This window comes from Ramlibacter lithotrophicus, assembly GCF_012184415.1.
GTDB classification, from domain to species: domain Bacteria; phylum Pseudomonadota; class Gammaproteobacteria; order Burkholderiales; family Burkholderiaceae_C; genus Ramlibacter; species Ramlibacter lithotrophicus.
The window spans coordinates 120,604-141,932 of the sequence record NZ_VTOX01000012.1 but is presented as its reverse complement, the minus strand read 5'-3'; the positions used below and the strand labels follow the sequence as shown (position 1 = coordinate 141,932).

Genomic DNA, 21,329 nt, shown 5'->3' with positions numbered 1-21,329 from the left:
CCCATGTCCGATTCGCACCTGCCGTTCTGGCCCTCGTACGCCCCCAGGCACCTGTGGGTGCCGCAGACTTCCCTGTACTACAACCTCGAGGTTTCGGCGGCGCGCTTTCCGGACAAGCCGTTCATCGTCTTCTACGACACACAGGTGAGCTACCGGCGGTTCAAGGAGGAGACCGAGAAGGTCGCCGGCTGGCTGCAGCAGGCCTGCGGCGTTGGCAAGGGCGACCGCGTGCTGGTCTACATGCAGAACAGCCCGCAGTTCATGATCGCCTTCTACGGCATCCTGCGCGCCGGTGCCGTGGTGGTTCCCGTCAATCCGATGAACCTCACCGGCGAGTTGCGGCATTACGTGCACGACAGCGGCGCCAAGGTCGCCTTCGCGGCGCAGGAACTCTATCCGCGCATGCAGCCGCTGCTGGCCGAGGGGCTGGAGCGGATCGTGGTGGCCAGCTACAGCGACTACCTGGAAGCGCCGACCGACCTGAACGTGCCCGACTTCGTGGCGGCCCCGCGCCAGCCGCCGGCGGATGCCGGCGCCGTGGCCTGGGCCGACGTGATGGCGTCCGGATGCTCGCCGGGGCCCATGGAAGCGGGGCCCGATGACCTCGCCGTCATGCCGTACACCTCCGGCACCACCGGCCAGCCCAAGGGCTGCATGCACACGCATCGCACCGTGATGTACAACGCCGTCGCGGGCGGCATCTGGGTGCAGGGCAGCGGCCAGCCCGGCCACGTGTCGCTGGCCGTGCTGCCGATGTTCCACGTCACCGGCATGCAGTACAACCTGAACGGCGCGATCCACAGCGGCGCGACGGTCGTGCTGCTGCCGCGCTGGGACCGCGACGCGGCGGCCTTGCTGGTGCAGCGGCATGGCGTCACCGGCATGGCGCTGATCACCGCGATGGTGATCGACTTCATGGGCAATCCTCGCCTCGACGAGTACGACCTCTCGAGCCTGCGCTCGGTGGGCGGCGGTGGCGCCGCCATGCCCAAGGCCGTGGCGCTGGCGCTGGAGCGCAAGCTCGGCATCAGGTACCGCGAAGGCTACGGCATGTCGGAGACGATGGCGGCGACGCATTCGAATCCGCCCGACCGTCCCAAGGAGCAGTGCCTGGGCGTGCCGCTGTTCGACGTGGACGCGCGGGTCGTGGAGCCGGGTGGCACGAAGGAACTGGCGCCGGGCGAAACCGGCGAGATCGTCGTGAACGGGCCGCAGGTGATGCTGGGCTACTGGAACCAGCCCGAGGCCAGTGGCGAGGTGTTCGTCGAGATCGACGGCAAGCGCTTCCTGCGCACCGGCGACCTGGCGTACGTCGACGAGGAGGGCTACTTCTTCTTCGTCGATCGCCTCAAGCGGATGATCAATGCGGCGGGCTTCAAGGTGTGGCCGGCCGAGGTGGAGGCCATGCTGTACCACCACCCGGCGGTCCAGGAGGCCTGCATCATCGCCGCGCAGGACCCGCGGCGCGGCGAAACGGTCAAGGCGGTGATCGTCCTCAAGCCGGGCTGGGCCGGCAAGGTCACGGCCCAGGAGATCACCGACTGGTCGCACGCGAACATGGCGGCCTACAAGGTGCCGCGCATCGTCGAGTTCGTCGCCGCGCTGCCCAAGTCGGGCGCCGGCAAGGTGATGTGGCGCACGCTGCAGGACGCGCAGAAGGCGGCCACGCCAAGGCCCTGAGGGGCCCTCCGTCCGCGCTGCAGTTTCGGAGCGCATGCTCACTTCCTCGTTGCGCCATAGCAGACGCCGGACCGGTGGCGCACGCTCTGCAATGTGAAATAAATCACGGATTTTCGTAAAGACGTGTAAGCTCCGCATCTTCCAAAAACAAGAACGGCGACCGGCAGGCTTCGACACCGCCGGCGCCAAGGGAGACCGGGACATGAGACACGAGCAGCGGGTCCACCTGCTGTGCGCCACATGCATGCGCCGCGGCGGCCGCCGCCATCGTCAAGGTGCGCACGCTCCGCTCGCTGTCCTTCCCTTCTCGCTGGCATCCCTTCCGCCTTCCTCAACCCGTCCTGAATCCAACAGGGGAGCTACGCCATGGCCAACAACAACGCAACCACCACGCGCCCGGTCAAGGGAGGCAACGACGACGACGTGCTGGCTGGTGACAACGCCGCCAACGTCATCTCCGGGGGCTCGGGCGACGACACGCTCACGGGTGCAGGCGGCGACGACGTCCTGAGGGGCGATGCCGGGAGCGACCTGCTCGATGGCGGCGCCGGCAGCGACCGCGTCGACGGCCACAGCGAGGACGACGTCCTGGTGTACGTGGCCGCGGAGAACACCGGGGCACACGACGAGTACGACGGGGGTGCGGGGGTGGACACCCTTCGCCTGGTGCTGACGCGCGAGGAGTGGATGCGGCCGGCAGTGCAGGACGACATCGCGGCCTTCCTGGCGTACATCGCCGGGCAGGCCAACCCGAGCGGGCAGGCGACGGCCGGCAGCTTCGCGTTCACCGCGTTCGACCTGCGAGCCGGCAAGTTCGAGCGGCTCGAAGTGACCGTGGACGGGGTGGCGCTCGACCCGCGCGACGAGGCCGTGACGCTCGCGGGTGATGCCAGCCAGACCGACGAGGACGGCACGGCCGCCGGGGCCGTGCTGGCGAACGACGACGTGCCCGACCTGGTGCGCAGCGTCGAGATCGTGGTGGCGCCGGCGCACGGCACGCTCGTCTTCAACCCCGACGGCACATACGTCTACACGCCCGGCGACCACTTCAACTCCATGGCGGCGGGCGAGACGGCGACCGAGACCTTCCAGTACCGGGTGACCGATGCCGATTTCGACAGCGCCGTCGCCATGGTGACGGTCACGATCACCGGCACCAACGACGGACCGGTCGTGACCAACACCGCGCAGGAGCTGGTCGGGGCGGTGCAGGAAGACGGACCGCTGACGGCGACGGGCCAACTGGGCGCCACCGACGTCGACCACAACGCCACGCAGACCTGGACGGTCGAAGGTGCGGCGGCCGGCACCTACGGCAGCATCAACGTCGACGCCGCCGGCCGGTGGGTCTACACGCTGGACAACGCCGCGCACCAGGACCTGGCGCAAGGTGAATCGCACGACGAGGCCTTCACCATCCGGGTCACCGACGACCAGGGCGCTTTCGTCGACCAGGTCGTGACCGTCAGCGTCGCGGGCACGAACGACGGGCCGGTCATCACCGGTGGCGCCACGAGCGGATCGGTCACCGAAGATGCCGCGGCCACGCAGGCCACCGGCCAGCTCGTCGCGGACGATCCTGACCACGGCGCCCAGCAGATCTGGACCGTCGTCGGCAGCGCGGACGGCGCCTACGGCAGCTTGACGGTGGCGCAGGACGGCGCCTGGGCGTACGACATCGACAACGGCCGGGCCGCCACGCAGGCGCTCGCCCAGGGCCAGTTCGCCACCGACAGCTTCACGGTGCAGGTCGCCGACGAATTCGGCGCGTTCGACACGCGCACCATCGCCATCCAGGTGGCCGGCACCAACGACGGTCCCGTCGTCCAGACGGCCGACGCGGCGAGCGCGCTGGGCGAGGACGCGAACGTGGTGGCGGGCCAGCTCACCGCGACCGGCCAGGGCCAGTTCTCGGATGTCGACCTCACCGACACCCACTCCATGAGCGCCGTGCTCGCCGCGGCGCAGCTCTCCAATGGCGCCCCGCTGCCAGCCGGGCTGGCGGCCGCGCTCGGCAGCGCCGTGACCACGACGCTGCTGGACGCGGCCACCGGCGACGGCCACGCGCAGTACCGTTGGGACTTCGCCGTCGCCAACGCCGCCACTCAGTTCCTCGCGGCCGGGCAGACGCTGCAGGCGACCTATGACGTCGTGGCGACCGATTCGCACGGCGCCTCGGCCGCCCAGCAGGTGACGATCACTATCGTGGGCACCAACGACGTGCCGGTCGTGGCGGCGGCCGACGTCACGGCGGCGGTGGTCGAAGCGATCGTGCCCGCCGGCGTCCTGGGCGACAGCGGCACCCTGGCGTTCTCCGACGTCGACCTCGCCGACGTGCACGCCACCGGCACCGTGATGCCGTCCGCGGGTGCGCTCGGAACGTTGACCGCGGGCGTCGCGGCCGACACCACCGGCAGCGGCACGGGCGGCAGCATCGCCTGGCAGTACGCCGTCGATGCCGCCGCCGTCGACTACCTCGCGGCGGGGCAGACGCGGCAGGAAAGCTTCACGTTCGCGCTGGCCGACGGCCAGGGCGGCAGCGTGGCACGCACGGTCACCGCGACGATCACGGGAACGAACGATGCGCCGGTCATCGCCGCAGCCGACACCGAGGGGTCGGTGACGGCACTGCCCGATGCCCCCGACGCGCCGCCGCCGCCGCTGGTGTTTACCGTGCAGCAGTTCCTGAACTACCAGAGCAACAGCCTCGCGAACCTGCGCAACTACGTCGCCACCCATGCGGCCGACTACACCGTGCAGACCAGCGTCATCGACTACACCGACGATCCGGGCGGGTTTGCCGGGGAACTGCCGGGCAGCAGCCCGTGGCCGGCCGCGCAGGCGCAGAACGTGTCCGGTACCGGCGGCATCAACAACGTGTTCTTCGCGCGCATCACGGCCGACTTTTCGGTGGCGACGGCGGACACCTACACCTTCCGCACGTACAACGACGACGGCGTGTTCCTGCTGATCGACAACCAGCTGATCATTCAGGACACCGGCTACCACCCGGAGGCACCGTTCACGGGCAGCATCGCGCTGCAGCCCGGCAACCACACCATCGAGCTGTTCTTCTACGAGAACGGCGGCGAGGCCTCGCTCGAGTTTTCGGCCAGGGGCTCCACGGGCCAGTTCGGGTTGGTCGGCGCGAGCGGCGGCGGGTTCGGCGGCGCCAACATGCAGCTGCAGGACAGCGGCACGCTCGCCTTCACCGACGTCGACCTCACGGACGCGCACGCAGTGTCGGCGGCGCCGGTCGGCGCCACCCTGGGAACGTTCGCCGTCGCGAAGGACAGCGACACGACCGGTACCGGCACGGGCGGCCAGGTCACCTGGACCTACAGCGTGGGGAACGCAGCGCTCGGCTTCCTGGCCGCCGGCGAAACCAGGACCGAAAGCTTCCTGGTCACGCTGGACGACCAGCACGGCGGGGTGGTCACCCGGCAGGTCGACGTCACTGTCACCGGCAGCAACGACGACCCGGTGGTCGCCGCGGCCGACGTCACCGGCGCGGTCACCGAAATGATCGCGGCGGCCGGCAACCTGACCGACAGCGGAACGATCGCCTTCGAGGACATGGATCTCACCGACGTCCACAGCGTCGGGCCGGTCACTGCCTCGCCCGCCGCGCTCGGCGCGCTCACGGCGACCGTGAGCGCCGATACGACGGGCACCGGCACGGGCGGCGTGATCACCTGGAATTACACGGTCCCGGCGTCGGCGCTGGAATACCTCGGCGCCGGCCAGACCCGGGTCGAGACGTTCACGTTCGACGTGCTGGACGGCAACGGCGGCAGCGTCGCCCGCACGGTCAGCGTGACGTTGACGGGGACCAACGACGTCCCGGTGGTCGCCACGGCGGACGTCACCGGCGCAGTCACCGAGATGATCGCGCCGGCCGGCCTCCTTACGAACAGCGGCACGATCGCGTTCAGCGATGCGGACCTCGCCGACGTGCACAGCGTCGGCGCCGTCACGACCTCGGCACCCACGCTCGGGACGCTGACGGCGAGCGTCACCGCGGACACGACCGGCACTGGCTCCGGCGGCGTGGTGACCTGGAACTACAGCGTCCCGGCCTCGGCCGTGGAGTACCTCGGGGCCAACCAGACCCGCGTGGAAAGCTTCACCTTCGACGTGCTGGACGGCCAGGGTGGCAGCGTGCCACGCACGGTCGCCGTCACGATCACCGGTACCAACGACAAGCCCGTGGCTGTCGGCGACGTGCTGTCGGCCACGGAGGACGCGCCCGTCACGTTCACCGCGGCGCAGCTCCTGGGCAACGACTCGGACGCCGACGCGAACGCGCAGCTGTCGATCGCTTCGGTGACGAGCGGCGCGGGCGGGACAGCCGTGCGCAACCCCGACGGTTCCGTCACGTTCAAGCCGATCGCCAATTTCACCGGCGTGGCGAGCTTTTCCTACGTCGCTTCCGACGGCTCGGCGCTGAGCAACGCGGCCAGCGTGACGGTGAACGTGGCCCCCGTGAACGACGCGCCGGCGCTCACGGTGCCCCTGAGCGGCGCGACCAGCATGTGGAACGGCGAGGGCAATGCGGTCGACCTGATCGGCGGCAACAACGGGACCTTGTTCAACGGCAGCTCCTTCGGCGCCGGCCACATCGGACAGGCCTTCAGCTTCGACGGCGTGAACGATTTCGCACGGGTCCTCAACCAGATCCCGAACGACTTCACCATCAGCGCCTGGATCAACACCAGCAACACCTCGCGCACCGGCACGCAGTTCCATCACGGCGACGGGCTGATCTATGCCGACGTGGGCGGCGTCACGACCGACTTCGGCATCTCCATCCTCAACAACCGGATCGCTTTCGGCACGGGCGGCTTCCAGGACATCACGATCCAGTCGCAATCCACCGTGACGACCGGCGACTGGGTGCAGTTCTCCGCCGTGCGCAGCGGCTCGGTCATCAGCCTGTACGTGAACGGCGTGCTGGAGGCGTCGGCCAACACCGGGTACGCGGGCCCGCTCGGCGCGCCCACTCACATCAACTTCGGCGGCAACACCATCGACAGCCGGTACTACCGCGGACTGCTCGACGACGTCACGATCTACGACCGCGCGTTGTCGCTCGCGGAGATCCAGTCGCTGGTCGCCGGCCAGCCCGCCATCACGACGGCCGAGGACACGGCGCGCACCATGACCACGATCCGGGTGTCGGACGTGGACGCCGGCGCGGATGCCGTGCTGGTTTCCATGGCGGCCGGCCACGGAGCGCTCGCGCTGGGCAGCACCGCCGGCCTGGCCATGGTCGATGGCGACGGCAGCGACGGCTCGCTCTCCTTCACCGGCTCGCTGGCCGCCGTCAACGCAGCCCTGGCGAGCGGCCTCACCTATGCGCCGGACGCGAACTTCAACGGGGCCGACCAGCTCGCCCTGTCCGTGAACGACCAGGGCCACAACGGCGCGGGCGGTCCGCTGGCGTCGACGCAGAACCTCGCGATCACGGTCACGCCGGTGAACGACGCGCCGGTGGCGGTCGACGACGCCAACGCGCTCACCGTCAAGGTGCTGCCGAGCGGGGCGCAGTCGAACTTCGTCAACTGGGTGAACTGGACCAGCGCGAGTCCCGGCAGCGTCGTCGGCACGATCGATCTCGGTGGCGGCCAGACGATCGACGTGACGTATTCGGGCGAGTTCACCTTCGCCCAGACCAGCAGCGGCACGAATTTCTACACGGATTACGACAACAACGGATCGCCGACCACCACCACCTACACGAGCCCCGCGGTCCAGAACGGTCCCACCGGCTGGGACATCATCGCCCTCAGCCAAGCCACGCAGAAGACGCTGACGTTCTCGCAGCCGGTCAACGACCTGTTCTTCGCGATCGTCAGCCTCAACGGCAACGGGTACCTGTTCGACCAGGACTTCGACATCATGAGTTACGGCCAGGGCTACTTCGGCAACGGGTCGGCCACGCGCGTCGCCCTGCCGGACGGCCGCTTCTCGGTGGTCGGCAGCGGCGAGCTGCACGGCGTGCTGCGCATCGACGGCGCGGTGCAGTCGCTGACCTGGACCAGCCAGACGCCGGAGTACTGGAACGGGTTCACCGTCGGCACCTACGGCAAGGCGCAGACCGCGACCGCCGCCGGCAACCTGCTGTCCAACGACAGCGATGTCGACGGCAATGCGCTCGCCGTGAGCGCCGTCAACGGCCAGGCGATCGTCGGCAACTCGGTCACGCTGGACCTCGCGTCGGGAGCGCGGGTGCAGGTCAACAAGGACGGCACCTACCTGTACGACGAGGACGGCGCCTTCGGCTCGCTCGTCGCCGGGCAGACCACCTTCGACAGCTTCCAGTACACCGTGTCCGATGGGGTCGGCGGTACGGCGACGGCGACGGCGCGCATCGCCGTGACCGGCGTGAACGATGCGGCCACGATCGGCGATCCGACAGCGGCGGCGGTGACCGAGGATGTGGGCGTGAACGGCGCCGGCAACCTTGTGGCCAGCGGCACGATCCCGATCGCGGACCCGGATGCCGGACAGGCGGCGTTCCAGGCCGGCGTGCTCACGGGCCCCGGCAACCTGGGCTCGCTGACGCTGGCTTCCAACGGGTCGTATACCTACACCGTCGCCAACGCGCTGGTCCAGTCGCTGGCAGCCGGCCAGACCCGCATCGACAGCTTCACGGTGCAGGCGGCCGAAGGCACGGCGAAGACGGTGAGCTTCACGATCAACGGCGCCAACGATGCACCGAAGATCGTGGCGCCGCAGATGAACGTCGCTTCGACCAACTTCGACGAGGTGGCATCCGGCGAACCCGCGGCCGTGAGCCTGAACGGCGGCGTGTGGCGCACGAACGACGCGGCCGGCGTGGTGGAAGTCAACCCGGGTGGCGTCTACGGCCTGGGCAACAACTCGAACGTCATCGAGCTGGAACGCACGACGTTCAGTGCTTCGGATATCTATACCGACGTCGCGGCGGCCGCCGGCCAGTTCTTCAGGCTCGACTTCGATTACGCGGCGCGCGCTGGCCACGACGGCGCGAGCTCCGCGTTCGCCGTGTACTGGAACAACGCGGTCGTCGCGCAGTTCAGCCCCAGCGGGCAGGCGATGCAGCACTACGCGACCGCGGTCTCCGCGCCCGCGGCAGGTACCTACCGCCTCGAGTTCCAGGGCAATACCAGCGACGGGGATGGCGGAGGCGCGCTCCTGGACAACATCGGCCTCGCGAAGATCAATGCCGTGGTGGAAATGGGTACGCCCGTCGGGAACCTCGGCGTCAACGGCACGCTGGCGATCAGCGACGTCGACCTCCTGAACACGCACAGCGTCAGCGCCACCCCGCTGGCGCCGGCCCTGGGCACGCTCACACCGGTGCTGATGCCCGATACGACCGGCTCGGGCGCCGGCACGATCCAGTGGAGCTACTCCGTTGCCGCGTCGGCCGTGGAATATCTCGCGGCCGGGCAGCTGCGCGTGGAGGCGTTCAGCATCGCGCTCGCCGACGGCCACGGCGGCCTGGCGACGCAACAGCTGGAGATCACCATCGTCGGCACTGCGGGCTAACGCGACAGGCCCGTGGAAAATTCCGCAGGCCACGTCTGGCGGCGCGCGGTCTTGTTGCTTTCGTTGCCTCCGCTTGCAGAAACAGATGGTGTTGTAGGGGGCCGCCTACGCCGGGCATCTGGCGTCGCTCACAGACGCCGCCCAGCCCAGCCGTGAGACTCTGGCTCAGCTTCGAACACCGGGGCAGGGGCACCACGACATGAGCAGTACGGCGGGACAGGCGGGGACGGTCAACACCACGGTCGGTGGCGACCAGACGGCGCGAGCGGTTGGCGCATTGGCGGATGGCGGCTATGCGGTCGCCTGGGCCGGCGCCGGCGACGGCAGCCAGCTGGCGCTGCAGCGCTTCGACGCCGCCGGGGCGAAGGCTGGCGCGGAAACGGCGATCGCCCTGGACCTGCGCGAGCACCCCGACGCGGCGCTGGCGGTGCTGGGCGATGGCAGCGTGGTCGCTGCGTACACGGTTACCCGCAGCGTCCCCCGCGACGGCTTTTCGATGGAGGTGTCCAGCGTTTTCGTCCAGCGTTTCGACGCGAGCGGCGTGCCGCTCGGCGGCGCCTACGAAGCGGGATCGCTCACGCATTCGTCGCTGGCCCAGGACTACCGGATCGCCCGGGAGCCGGGTTTGCTCACCTGGCCCGACGGCTCGTGGGCCGTCACCTGGGACGTGGTCCAGGTGCAAGGCGGCCAGGAAACCAGTGTCACCGGCGCGCTGGCGAGCTTCGACAGTCGCGGCGAGCCGGTGGGCCGCGGCGCGCGCCTGTTCGGCGCCGGCGAGCCGGGCGCGCAGGCCTCGTTCGCGACCCTGCCCGACGGCGGGCTGCTGTTCGTCGAGCAGTACGTCGCCGGCGGCCAGTCGCTCGTTCGCTTCACGCCCTCGGACAGCCTGGAGCGCACGCACACCATTGCGACCGCGGCCGATGGCAGCCCGCTGGCCGGCGATTCGATCCTGCTGGCCCTGAAGGAAGGCTACGTGCTGTGGTCGACCGACGAGGCGCAGCCGTATCTGCAGCTGCTGGACGGCACCGGCGCGCCCGTGGCGGCGCGCACGTTGGCGGCCCATGTGCCTCATGAAGCGCAGGCGCTCGCCGACGGCGGCTTCGTGCTCTTCTGGCCGACCCCAGGCCAGGATGCGAGCGGCGCCGACCTGGTGGCGCAGCGTTTCGACGCCGCGGGCGCGGCGGTGGGTGGCGAACAGCGCGTGGAGACCAACGGGGGCGAGGCGCTGGTCACGGCATTGCCCGGCGGCGGCTGGGCGCTGGCCTGGACCGCGGCCGGCGCGGACGGCAGCCTGGACGTGTTCACGCAGCGTTTCGCGGACACGGAGATCGCATCGGACCCTCCGGCCCCGGACAGCGACGCGGCGGGCAATACCGCCGCTCCTGCGCGCGGCGAAGCGATCCTGGGCCTCGCCGGTGACGACCTGCTGCATGGCACCGCCGGCAACGACAGCGTGGACGGCGGCGCCGGCACCGACACCTTCATGACCGATGCGTCGCTGGCAGCGGTGCAGGGGTACGCGGTCGCCGGTGGCGTGCTGACGGTCACGACGGCCTCGGACACCGACACGCTCGCGAACGTGGAGCGCGTGCGGCTTTCGGATGCGCTCTTCGCCTTCGACACGCAGGCGCCCGCGGGCGATGCGGACGGCGGCCATGCTTGGCAGGCGGCAGCCCTGTACCGGGCGGCGTTCGGAACGCTGCCGGGGCAGGGTGAGCTGAGCCGATGGACCGCGCAGGCGGACGAAGCCGCCGACATGGGGGTGCTCGCGCAGCGGATGGTGGACGCGTACGCGCCCGGCGCGTCGTCCGCGGACCTGGTGCTGCACCTGTACCGGACGCTGGTCGGCACGTCGCCCGACGATGCCGCGGTGCAGGCGCTGGCGGGCCAGTTCGCCAGCGGCGGCGACGCGCTCGCCTACGCCGCCACGCTGTCGCTCAACACCGACCAGATGGCCGGTTTCACCGGCAGCGTGCAGCAGCTGGACCCGGCGTGGTTCTGAATCGCTGTTGAAAGGCTTCCGCGGCCTCTGCGTCCGGCTGTCGAATCAATACCCCGACAAAACGGCGACGCGGTCCATCTGCACCGCCGCATCGCCGAACAGTTCCTGCAGGACGCGGGCGCGCTTCATGAACAGGCCCATGTCCAGTTCGTCGGTCATGCCGATGCCGCCGTGCATCTGCACGCCTTCCTGCACCGCGCGATTGGCGGTGAGGCACGCGCGGGCCTTCGCCTGCGCCACCAGCAGCGGCGCGTTCTTGGCCCGTTCGTCGATGGCGGCCAGCGCCTGCCGCACGATGGCGCGGGTCAGCTCGAGGTCGCAGAACAGTTCCGCCGCGCGGTGCTGGAGCGCCTGGAACTCGCCGATCGCGCGGTCGAACTGCTTGCGCTCCTTCAGGTATTGCACCGTCCGGTCGAACACTTCGTCGGCCAGTCCGAGCAGTTCCGCCGCCGCAACGGCGCGGCCCACGTCCAGCACCTGTTCCAGCAGCGCCGCGCCGGTGTCCGGCGAGCCGATCACCGCGTCGGCCCGCACCCGCGCGCCGTCGAGCGTCACGCGTGCGGCGTTGTGCGCATCGACCATCACCGTGCGTTCCACCTGCAGGCCCGGCGTTCCTGACGGCACCAGCAGCAGGGCCACGGCGCCCGACTCGGTGCGGGCCGAGACGATGAAGGCCTGCGCCACGTGGCCGTCGACGACCAGCAGCTTGCGGCCGTCGACCACCCACTCGTCGCCGTCGCGCCGGGCGGTGGTCGCGATGGCCGAGGCGCGGTGCCGCGGCCGCTCGTCCGCCGCCAGCGCCAGGATGGCGTCCGCCTCCGCGATGCGCGCCAGCCAGGCCGCCTGCTGCGCCGGCGTGCCAGCCGTCCTGAGCAGCCAGGCGGCGAGCACCGCCGTGGAAAGGAAAGGCGTCGGCGCCAGCGTGTGCCCGATCTGCTCGGCGATCAGGCCGGCTTCGACCACGCCCAGTCCCAGGCCGCCATGGTCTTCGGGCACCAGCGTGGCGCTGTAGCCCTGCCCGGCAAAGTCCGACCACAGCTGCGGCGAATACCCCTTGGGATCGGCCGCGTCGCGCAGCTGGCGCAGGTGGGCGACCGGCGCGCGGTCGGCCAGGAACGCCTGCGCGCTGTCGCGCAGCAGCCGGCGTTCTTCGTTCGGAATCCAGGTCATGTCGCTCTCCTCACGCGCCCGGCAGGCCCAGCACGCGCTTGGCCACCACGTTCAACTGCACCTCGCTGGTGCCGCCCTCGATCGAATTGCCCTTGGTGCGCAGCCAGGTACGGGCGGCCGTGCCTTCCTGCGAGCGGGCGCCTTCCCACTCCAGCGCGTCCGCGCCGCCGGCCGCGATCATCAGTTCCCAGCGCCGCTTGTTCAGCTCCGCGCCGTAGTACTTCAACGCCGAAGAGACGGCGGGATGGGCCTCGCCGGCGCGGGCCTGCTCGCCCGCCAGCTTGAGCCAGGCGCGGAACGCCGCCTCGTCGACCTCGAAGCGCGCGATCCCGGCGCGCAGCACCGGATCGTCCAGGCGCCCCTGTTCGTCGCGGCCGATCCTTTCGAGGGCGTAGCGGCCCACCGGCGGCGGCAGCGCGCGCTCGCCGATCGCGCCGATCATTTCGCGCTCGTGCGTCAGCAGGTACTTGGCGATGGTCCAGCCGGCATTGAGCTCGCCGACCAGGTTGGCGAGCGGCACCTTCACGTTGTCGAAGAAGGTCTCGCAGAACGGTGACTTGCCCGAGATCAGCCGGATCGGCCGCGTGCTCACGCCGGGCGTCGTCATGTCGATGAGGATGAAGCTGATGCCGGTGTGCTTCCTGCTGGTGTCGGTTCGCACCAGGCAGAACATCCAGTCGCTCTCGTCGGCATACGAGGTCCAGATCTTCTGGCCGTCGACCAGGAAGTGATCGTCCTTGACCTGTGCCTTGGTCGCGAGCGACGCCAGGTCGGAGCCGGCGTTGGGCTCCGAGTAGCCCTGGCACCAGCGGATCTCGCCGCGCGCGATCTGCCGCAGGTAGTGGCGTTTCTGTTCCTCGGACCCGTACTTCAGGAGCGCCGGGCCCAGCATCCAGATGCCGAAACTTTGCAACGGCGGCCGGCAGCGCAGCCGCGCCATCTCCTCGCGCAGGACCGCGGCCTCGGCATGCGAGAGCCCGCCGCCGCCGTATTCGCGCGGCCACGCCGGCACCGTCCAGCCACGCTCGCCCATGCGCTGCAGCCACAGCCGCTGCGCCTCGCTCTGGAACGTGAAGCGCTTGCCGCCCCAGCAGACGTCGGCCTCGGTCTTCGGCGGCTGGCGCATCTCCGGCGGGCAGTTCGCTTCCAGCCAGGCACGGGTCTCGAGCCGGAAGGCATCGAGGTCGGTGGTGGTCTCGCTCATGGCTTGTCCTTTCTCATACCAGCACGCCGCCGTCGCAGATGATGGTGTGGCCGGTGGTGAAGCTCGAGGCCTTCGACGCGAGGAAGACGGCCGCGCCGGCGATCTCGTCCGGCTCGCCGATGCGGCGCAGCGGCGAGGTGCGGGTGGCCCGCTCCAGCGTTTCCGGGTTCTGCCACAACGCCCGTGCGAAGTCGGTGCGCACCAGGCCCGGCGCGATGCAGTTCACGCGCACGTTGTGCGGTCCCAGTTCGACCGCGTAATTGCGCGCCAGCTGGAAGTCCGCCGCCTTCGACACGTTGTACGCGCCGATGATCGGGCTGCCGCGCAGGCCCCCGATCGACGAGACGATGATGACGGAGCCCTCGCGCCGCTCGATCATCTGCGGCACGCACATGTTGATCAGCCAGTGGTTGCTGATGATGTTGTTGTCCAGGATCTTGCGGAACTCGTCGTCGCTGATGCCGCCGAGCGGTCCGTAATAGGGATTGCTCGCGGCGTTGCAGACCAGCACGTCGATGCGTCCGAACGCCTGGTTCGCGTGGTCCGCCAGCGCCTGCAGCGCTTCCCTGGAGGAGATGTTCGCCGAGCACGCGCTGGCCCGGCCAGCGCCGTGGCGCGCGTTGATTGCGGCCGCCACTTCCTGGCACGGCTCAAGCTTGCGCGAGGAGATGACGACGCGCGCGCCGTGTTCGGCGAGCCGCTCCGCGATGGCGCGGCCGATGCCGCGCGAGGATCCGGTGACGATGGCGGCCTTGCCGGTCAGGTCGAACAGTGAGGGCATGAAGCTTTCGGGCAAAGGGTTGGGGTGATCCGTCCGGCCCGGCGCCGGCCATGCGGCTGCACTGCAGAACAAGGGCCACGCCGGGGGAGCGGCCGATTGTTCCGTCCGGCCCGCGGCCCTGTCAACGCGGCACTGGCGCGGTGGCGACTCGGCGCCAGCGCTCGTGATTTACACCGCCGGCACCGGGTGCTAGCATCGCCCCGGATGTAGCTTCAAGCAGTTCTGCTTTGCAGAACATCAATGCCGAGGCCCGGCCGCGGCGCTTCACCCACACCCCTGCAGAGGCCCCCAGCGGGCCGTTCGTCACAAGGAGACGCCTGCCATGAGCAGCACCCGTTACGACGTGCGTGGTCGCACCGCCGTCATCACCCTCGACTCACCGCCGGTCAACGGCCTCGGCGCCGCGCTGCGCACCGGCATCGTGGCGGCACTCGATCGCGCGCTGGCCGACGCCGACGCGAAGGCGATCGTCATCACGGGCGACGACAAGGCGTTCTCCGGCGGCGCCGACGTGAAGGAGTTCGGCACGCCCAACGCGGCGCGCGAGCCGCGCCTGCCGGTCGTGATCGCGGCCATCGAGAGTTCGCCCAAGCCCGTGGTGGCGGCGATCTCCGGCGTCTGCATGGGCGGCGGACTGGAACTGGCGATGGGCGCGCATTACCGCGTCGCCCGCGCCGACGCCCAGATCGCGCTGCCCGAAGTGAAGCTGGGCCTCCTGCCGGGCGCGGGCGGCACGCAGCGGCTGCCGCGCGCGCTGGGCGTCGAGACGGCGCTGAACATGATCACGTCGGGCGCCACCGTGCCGGCGGGCAAGCTCAAGGGCACGGCGCTGCTCGACGAGGTGGTCGATGGCGATCCGGTGCCGGCCGCGATCGCGCTCGCCGAGCGGATCGTCGCGGACCAGCTGCCGCTCAAGCGGCTGCGCGACATCAAGCTGAAGGATCCGCAGGGCGAGCCCCTGCTCCAGTTCGCGCGCAACACCGTGGGCGCCGTCGCCGGCCCGTACCCCGCGCCGCTCAAGTGCGTGGAAGCGGTCGGCTGGTCGCTGACGAAGCCCTTCGACGAGGGCATCAAGCTGGAGCGCGAAGCGTTCGTTTCGCTGATGGCCACGCCCGAGGCGCGCGCGCTGCGACATGTGTTCACCGCCGAGCGCGCCGCGCGCAAGATCCCCGGGCTGCCGGAGGACACGCCGCTGCGTGCCATCCGCAAGGTGGGCGTCATCGGCGCCGGCACGATGGGCGGCGGCATCACGATGAACTTCCTGAATGCCGGCATTCCCGTCGTGCTGCTGGAGATGAAGCAGGAGGCGCTGGACAAGGGCCTGGCCACCATCCGCAAGAACTACGAGAACTCGGCGAAGAAGGGCAAGCTGACGCAGGAGCAGGTGGAGCAGCGCATGGCGTTGATCACGCCCAGCCTCGATTACGCGCCGTTCGCCGAGGTCGACCTCGTCATCGAAGCCGTGTTCGAGAACATGGACGTCAAGGAGCAGGTGTTCCGCCACCTCGACGAGGTGTGCAAGGCCGGGGCTATTCTGGCGTCCAACACCTCCTACCTGGACATCGACCGGATCGCGACGTTCACGAAGCGGCCCGACGACGTGCTGGGCCTGCACTTCTTCAGCCCGGCCAACGTCATGCGGCTGCTGGAGATCGTGCGCGGCGCCAGGACCGCGCCCGACGTGCTGGCCACCTGCGTCGACCTGGCCAGGAAGATCAGGAAGGTGGCCGTGGTGGCCGGCGTGTGCGACGGCTTCATCGGCAATCGCATGATCGCGCGCTACGGCGCCGCGGCCCAGGGGCTGATCCACGCCGGCGCGCTGCCGCAACAGATCGACGGCGCCTTGCAGAAGTTCGGCCTGGCGATGGGTCCGTTCCGCATGGGCGACCTGGCGGGCCTGGACATCGGCTGGGCGACGCGCAAGCGCAAGGCCGCCGAAGCGGGCGTGGCCATGAAGCCGATCGTCGCCGACAAGTTGTGCGAAGCCGGCCGTTTCGGCCAGAAGACCGGTGCCGGCTGGTACCGCTACGAGGCCGGCAAGCGCGACCCGATCCCCGATGCGGCCACCGAGCAGATGATCGCCGACTACCGCGCCGCAAACGGCATCACGCCGCGCAAGATCAGCGACGAGGAGATCGTCGAGCGCTGCATCTACGCGCTGGTGAACGAGGGCGCGCGCATCCTGGAAGACGGGATCGCCGTCCGCGCGAGCGACATCGACCTGGTCTATCTCAACGGCTACGGCTTCCCGGCCCACCGCGGCGGCCCGATGCTGCATGCCGACATCGTCGGCCTGCCGAACGTGGTGCGGTCGCTGCAGCGCTTCGCCGCGGAGCCCGGTGCCGATCCGTCGTGGCAGCCGGCCCCGCTGCTGCTCAAGCTCGCCGAAGAAGGCAAGACGTTCAACTGACTCCGGGAACCATTCGATCATGACCGACGTCGCCATCGTCTCCACCGCGCGCACCGGCCTGGCCAAGAGCTGGAAGGGCGCTTTCAACATGACCTACGGCGCGACCCTGGCCGCGCACTCCATCGAGCACGCCGTCAGGCGCGCCGGCATCGCCCCCGACGAGGTCGAGGACGTGATCCTCGGCGCCGCGGCGCTCGAAGGCACCACCGGCGGCAACGTCGCGCGCGTCGCGGCGCTGCGCGCGGGCCTGCCCGTGACGACCACGGGCGTGTCCATCAACCGCTTCTGCTCGTCGGGCCTGCAGGCGATCGCGATGGCGGCGCAGCGCATCATCGTCGACCAGGTGCCGGTGATGGTCGCCGGCGGCGTCGAGAGCATCTCCTGCGTGCAGAACGAGGCCAACCGCCACATGCGCGCGGACCCGGCGATGCTGGAGCGCAAGCCCGAGATCTACTGGACGATGTTGCAGACGGCGGAGACCGTCGCCAAGCGCTACAACATCTCCAAGCAGGCGCAGGACGAATATGGCGTGCGCAGCCAGCAGCGCGCCGCGGCCGCGCAGGCGGCGGGCAAGTTCAACGACGAGATCGCGCCGATGACGACGGTGATGGCCGTGGCCGACAAGGCCACGGGGCGCATCAGCCGCAAGGAAGTGACCATCGCCGCCGACGAAGGCATCCGCGCCGACACCACGCTGGAAGGCGTCAGCAAGATCCGCTCCGCGCTCCCGGGTGGCGTGATCACCGCCGGCAATGCCAGCCAGTTCAGCGACGGCTCGTCGGCCTGCGTGCTGATGAACGCGAAGCTCGCCGAGCAGCGCGGCATCCAGCCGCTGGGCCTCTTCCGCGGCTTCGCCGTCGCCGGGTGCGAGCCGGACGAGATGGGGATCGGGCCGGTCTTCGCGATCCCTCGACTGCTGCAGCGCACCGGCCTGAAGATGAAGGACATCGGGCTGTGGGAGCTCAACGAAGCGTTCGCGGTGCAGGTGCTGTACTGCCGCGACAAGCTGGGCATCCCCGACGAACTGCTCAACGTCAACGGCGGCGCCATCGCGGTGGGGCACCCGTACGGCGTCACCGGGTCGCGCCTCACCGGCCATGCGCTCATCGAAGGCAAGCGCCGCGGCGCGAAGTACGTCGTCGTGACGATGTGCATAGGCGGCGGCCAGGGCGCGGCCGGCCTGTTCGAAGTGGTCTGAGCGAAGTCCTCCGATGGCGTTCGAGCAGTTCATGGGCACGCGGCCGGTGGCGCCGCAACACGCCTTCGACGAGTCGGCGCTCGCGCGCTGGATGGCGCAGCATGTCGACGGGTTCTCCGGCGAGCTGAAGGTCGAGCAGTTCAAGGGCGGGCAGTCGAATCCGACGTTCCTGGTGGAAGCCGGCGGGCAGCGCTACGTGCTGCGGCGCAAGCCGCCGGGCGAGCTGCTGCCTTCGGCCCACGCCGTCGACCGCGAGTTCCGCGTGATCAGCGCCCTGGCCAAGACGGACGTTCCGGTCGCCAGGGCCCATGCGCTGTGCGAGGACACCGGCGTGGTCGGCGCGATGTTCTACATCATGGACTACGTCGACGGGCGGGTGCTGTGGGACCCGGCCCTGCCCGGCATCGAGATGTCGCAGCGGCGCGCCTGTTTCGACGAGCTGAATCGCGTGATCGCGGCGATGCACCGCGTCGATCCGGCCGCCGTCGGCCTGGGCGACTACGGCAAGCCCGGCGGCTACATCGAACGGCAGGTCGGCCGCTGGACCAGGCAGTACCGCGCGGCCGAGACCGAGCCGGTCGAAGCCGTGGAGCGCCTGATCGAATGGCTGCCGGCGCGCATCCCGCCCGGCGACGAGGCGCGCATCGTGCACGGCGACTACCGTTTCGACAACGTGATCTTCCATCCCACCGAGCCGCGCATCGTGGCGGTGCTGGACTGGGAACTGTCGACGCTGGGCCATCCGATGGTCGACTTCGCCTACCACTGCATGGCCTGGCACATGCAGGCCGGGGAGGGCTCGCGCGGGCTGGCCGGCCTGGACCTGCATGCGCTGGGCATTCCGTCCGAGTCCGAGTACCTGCAGTGGTACCTGCGTCGTACCGGGCGTGCCCAGCCGAGTCGAGAGGACTGGGTCTACTTCCTGGTGTTCGGCATGTTCCGGCTGGTCGGCATCGTGCAAGGCATCAAGAAGCGGGCCCTGCAAGGCAACGCCGCGAGCGCACAGGCCGCGCAGGCCGGCAACCGCGTCAGGCCGCTCGCCGAGCAGGCGTGGAGGCTGGCGCAAACCATCGCCTGAAGGGGACATCATGGAGATCAAGGGCAAGGTCGTCGTCGTGACCGGCGGCGCATCGGGCATCGGCGCCGCGCTGGCACGCCGCTTCGCGCAGGAGGGTGCCGCCGGGGTCGTCGTCGCGGACCTCGACGAAGCACAGGCCCGGGCCGTCGCGGCCCAGGCAGGCGGCCTGGCCGTGCGCACCGACGTCTCGATCGAATCGGAGGTACAGGCGCTGATCGCGCGGGCCACGGACCACTTCGGCCGGGTCGACGTGCTGTGCTCCAACGCGGGCGTGGCGACCGGCGGCGGCCTCCAGGCGAGCAACGGCGACTGGCAGCGGCTGTGGGATGTCAACCTGATGGCACACGTGTACGGCGCGCGGGCCGTGGTGCCGCAGATGCTGGAACGCGGGGAGGGCTACCTGTTGCAGACCGCCTCGGCGGCCGGGCTGCTCTCGCACCCGGAGTCGGCGGTCTACGCGGTCACCAAGCACGCCGCGGTCGCGCTGGCCGAATGGCTGTCCATCCAGTACGGCGACAAGGGCATCCGGGTGAGCTGCCTCTGCCCGCAAGGCGTGCGCACGCCGATGCTCATGGGCAAGGAGGGCGACCGCAAGAGCTTCCTGCAGGAGAACATGGTCACGCCCGAGCAGGTCGCCGACGACGTCATCGAGGCGATGCGCGACGAGCGTTTCCTCGTGCTGCCGCATCCCGAAGTGCTGGACTATCTGCGAGGGAAGACAGCCGACGTGGGGCGGTGGCTGGGTGGGATGCGCAAGCTGCGGGCCAGGTCCGAGCGAGTGCGGCAGGGCAGCTGACGTCTGGTCAGGAGCGCTGCGTCAGGAGCGCCGGCCAGAGCGCCAGACCGGCGGCGCGTCGGTCTCCCAGGATTCGAGGGCGGCCATCTTCGAGTCGCGGTACGAGCATTTCAACTGCACGGCGTCGGCCAGCATGAGGTCGGCCCGGGTTCGCAGGGCGCGCACCTGCCCCAGCAGCGCCGCCAGTTCGTCGGGCGAGGCAGTAGGCAGTGCCGCCTCCAGGGCCCGCTCCGCCATGCGCTGGGCCAGCAGGGCCTCGTCCCATTCGGCAAACTCGTCCTCGGCAAACTCGCTGGGTGTCATGTAAGTTAATGTAACCCGAGCGGGCGATGGCGCTCAACACGGGTTTTCATCAGATCGAAGGACTGCGACGTCACGAAGCAACAGCGGTGCTTCTTATGCACGCCGCAGGTGCGTCAGAGGATCCGGTTGAACCACAACAACGATAACCCGGCCGAAAGGAGGGCCAATACCGCCGCCGCCATGGCGAACAGGGCGGACACCTCGGTTTCGCGCTTTTCCACGGTCAGCCGGGAACTCAGCGTTTCGTACACCTTCTTCAGGTCGTTCGCGGTGCCGGCATAGAAGTAATCGGCGCTGGTCTTGGTCGCGATCGCCTTGAGCGTTTCCTCGTCCAGCCGGACCCGCATGGACCAGCCTTCGAAGCCGATCGTCTCGCCGTCGACGGTGCCGATGCCGACGGTGTACACCCGGATGCCGCGCTCGGCGGCCATCTTGGCGGCCTCCAGCGGGTCGACGCCGGTCGTGCGCTGGCCGTCGGTCAGCATGATGATCGCCGCCGAGCTGTACGAGCCGGGCGGAACCGGAGTGAACTCCTTCTTCTCCTTGCGCTCGCCGTCGATCGCGAAGCCGCGCTGGCGCTCCCGTCCGCCCTGAAGCGACTGCAGGTCGATCCCGGCGTCGGGGAACAGGGTCGCCAGCGAGATCACGATCGCGTTGCCGGTGGCCGTGGCGCGCTGCAGCTGGAAGCGGTCGATGGCCGTGACCAGGTCCTCGCGGTTCGTGGTGGGCAGCTGGGCCACTTGCGCCGAACCGGCGAAGGCGACGATGCCCACCTTGACGTGCCTGGGCAGCTCGGCCAGGAAGGCCTTGGCGGCGTTCTGCGCCGCCACCAGGCGGCTCGGCTGCACGTCGGTGGCCCGCATGCTGCCCGAAACGTCCATCGCCAGGATGATCGTCTGCTGGTTCGACGGCAGCGTGACCACCGCCTGCGGCCGCGCCGCCGCGACCAGCATCGCCACCAGCGCCAGCAGGAAGAGGGCCGGCGGGACGTGGCGCCGGATCGTCTGCCCCGGGCCCAGCGCCTCCTTGACGATGGACAGCGAGGCGTAGCGCAGCGCGGTCTTCTTCTTGCGCCGCAACAGCCAGACATAGAGCGCCACCAGCAGCGGCACCGCCAGCAGCAGCCAGAGGAATTCGGGCCAGAGGAAATTCATGGGTGGTCCTCCGCGAA

The 21,329-nt window shown here is 69.8% G+C and carries 12 protein-coding genes; 7 read left to right on the top strand and 5 right to left on the bottom strand.

Annotated features, from left to right (window positions below; all coding sequences use genetic code 11):
* Positions 1-3 precede the first annotated feature (3 nt).
* The 3 genes from RAMLITH_RS23765 (at position 4) to RAMLITH_RS23755 (ending at position 11,218) form a co-directional block, all read left to right on the top strand.
* Positions 4-1,680, top strand: a complete 1,677-nt coding sequence (locus tag RAMLITH_RS23765) for a long-chain fatty acid--CoA ligase (RefSeq protein WP_168109952.1) — start codon at positions 4-6, stop codon at positions 1,678-1,680.
* A gap of 366 nt (positions 1,681-2,046) precedes the next feature.
* Positions 2,047-9,216 (top strand): VCBS domain-containing protein, encoded by a 7,170-nt coding sequence (locus RAMLITH_RS23760; RefSeq protein WP_168109951.1) that lies wholly within the window; start codon positions 2,047-2,049, stop codon positions 9,214-9,216.
* 199 nt (positions 9,217-9,415) lie between these two features.
* Positions 9,416-11,218: a hypothetical protein gene (locus tag RAMLITH_RS23755; protein ID WP_168109950.1), complete on the top strand. Its 1,803-nt coding sequence runs from the start codon at positions 9,416-9,418 to the stop codon at positions 11,216-11,218.
* Positions 11,219-11,263: 45 nt separating this feature from the next.
* Here the strand turns inward: RAMLITH_RS23755 and RAMLITH_RS23750 are convergent, their stop codons facing one another.
* From RAMLITH_RS23750 to RAMLITH_RS23740, 3 genes are read right to left on the bottom strand one after another with little or no spacing between them, the layout of a single operon-like run.
* Positions 11,264-12,388, bottom strand: coding sequence for an acyl-CoA dehydrogenase family protein (locus tag RAMLITH_RS23750; RefSeq protein WP_168109949.1), 1,125 nt, complete (start codon positions 12,386-12,388; stop codon positions 11,264-11,266).
* Positions 12,389-12,398: 10 nt separating this feature from the next.
* A complete protein-coding gene (locus RAMLITH_RS23745; RefSeq protein WP_168109948.1) occupies positions 12,399-13,592 on the bottom strand; it encodes an acyl-CoA dehydrogenase family protein in 1,194 nt (397 codons plus the stop codon).
* 13 nt (positions 13,593-13,605) lie between these two features.
* Positions 13,606-14,373 (bottom strand): SDR family NAD(P)-dependent oxidoreductase, encoded by a 768-nt coding sequence (locus RAMLITH_RS23740; protein WP_168109947.1) that lies wholly within the window; start codon positions 14,371-14,373, stop codon positions 13,606-13,608.
* Between the two features lie 322 nt (positions 14,374-14,695).
* Between RAMLITH_RS23740 and RAMLITH_RS23735 the strand changes: the two genes are divergently transcribed.
* From RAMLITH_RS23735 to RAMLITH_RS23720, 4 genes are read left to right on the top strand one after another with little or no spacing between them, the layout of a single operon-like run.
* On the top strand, positions 14,696-16,783 hold the full coding sequence (locus tag RAMLITH_RS23735) for a 3-hydroxyacyl-CoA dehydrogenase NAD-binding domain-containing protein (protein ID WP_168109946.1): 2,088 nt from the start codon (positions 14,696-14,698) through the stop codon (positions 16,781-16,783).
* A gap of 19 nt (positions 16,784-16,802) precedes the next feature.
* Positions 16,803-17,981: an acetyl-CoA C-acyltransferase gene (locus RAMLITH_RS23730; RefSeq protein ID WP_168109945.1), complete on the top strand. Its 1,179-nt coding sequence runs from the start codon at positions 16,803-16,805 to the stop codon at positions 17,979-17,981.
* Positions 17,982-17,994: 13 nt separating this feature from the next.
* A complete protein-coding gene (locus RAMLITH_RS23725) occupies positions 17,995-19,059 on the top strand; it encodes a phosphotransferase (RefSeq protein ID WP_168109944.1) in 1,065 nt (354 codons plus the stop codon).
* 10 nt (positions 19,060-19,069) lie between these two features.
* Positions 19,070-19,855 (top strand): SDR family oxidoreductase, encoded by a 786-nt coding sequence (locus tag RAMLITH_RS23720; RefSeq protein WP_168109943.1) that lies wholly within the window; start codon positions 19,070-19,072, stop codon positions 19,853-19,855.
* Positions 19,856-19,876: 21 nt separating this feature from the next.
* On the opposite strand, the gene RAMLITH_RS23715 is transcribed toward RAMLITH_RS23720, so the two are convergent.
* Positions 19,877-20,158 carry a hypothetical protein gene (locus RAMLITH_RS23715; protein ID WP_168109942.1) on the bottom strand — a complete coding sequence of 94 codons (282 nt, stop codon included), beginning with the start codon at positions 20,156-20,158 and terminating at the stop codon, positions 19,877-19,879.
* Positions 20,159-20,271: 113 nt separating this feature from the next.
* Complete coding sequence (locus RAMLITH_RS23710; protein WP_168109941.1) at positions 20,272-21,312, bottom strand: VWA domain-containing protein; 1,041 nt, start codon at positions 21,310-21,312, stop codon at positions 20,272-20,274.
* Between the last annotated feature and the right edge of the window lie 17 nt (positions 21,313-21,329).

Bases quoted from the DNA above. Each gene is read 5' to 3' on its own strand.
- RAMLITH_RS23750 (WP_168109949.1), bottom strand. From the start codon at position 12,388: ATGACCTGGATTCCGAACGAAGAACGCCGGCTGCTGCGCGACAGCGCG.
- RAMLITH_RS23720 (WP_168109943.1), top strand. From the start codon at position 19,070: ATGGAGATCAAGGGCAAGGTCGTCGTCGTGACCGGCGGCGCATCGGGC.
- RAMLITH_RS23755 (WP_168109950.1), top strand. From the start codon at position 9,416: ATGAGCAGTACGGCGGGACAGGCGGGGACGGTCAACACCACGGTCGGT.
- RAMLITH_RS23725 (WP_168109944.1), top strand. From the start codon at position 17,995: ATGGCGTTCGAGCAGTTCATGGGCACGCGGCCGGTGGCGCCGCAACAC.
- RAMLITH_RS23710 (WP_168109941.1), bottom strand. From the start codon at position 21,312: ATGAATTTCCTCTGGCCCGAATTCCTCTGGCTGCTGCTGGCGGTGCCG.
- RAMLITH_RS23715 (WP_168109942.1), bottom strand. From the start codon at position 20,158: ATGACACCCAGCGAGTTTGCCGAGGACGAGTTTGCCGAATGGGACGAG.
- RAMLITH_RS23735 (WP_168109946.1), top strand. From the start codon at position 14,696: ATGAGCAGCACCCGTTACGACGTGCGTGGTCGCACCGCCGTCATCACC.
- RAMLITH_RS23730 (WP_168109945.1), top strand. From the start codon at position 16,803: ATGACCGACGTCGCCATCGTCTCCACCGCGCGCACCGGCCTGGCCAAG.
- RAMLITH_RS23760 (WP_168109951.1), top strand. From the start codon at position 2,047: ATGGCCAACAACAACGCAACCACCACGCGCCCGGTCAAGGGAGGCAAC.
- RAMLITH_RS23740 (WP_168109947.1), bottom strand. From the start codon at position 14,373: ATGCCCTCACTGTTCGACCTGACCGGCAAGGCCGCCATCGTCACCGGA.
- RAMLITH_RS23765 (WP_168109952.1), top strand. From the start codon at position 4: ATGTCCGATTCGCACCTGCCGTTCTGGCCCTCGTACGCCCCCAGGCAC.
- RAMLITH_RS23745 (WP_168109948.1), bottom strand. From the start codon at position 13,592: ATGAGCGAGACCACCACCGACCTCGATGCCTTCCGGCTCGAGACCCGT.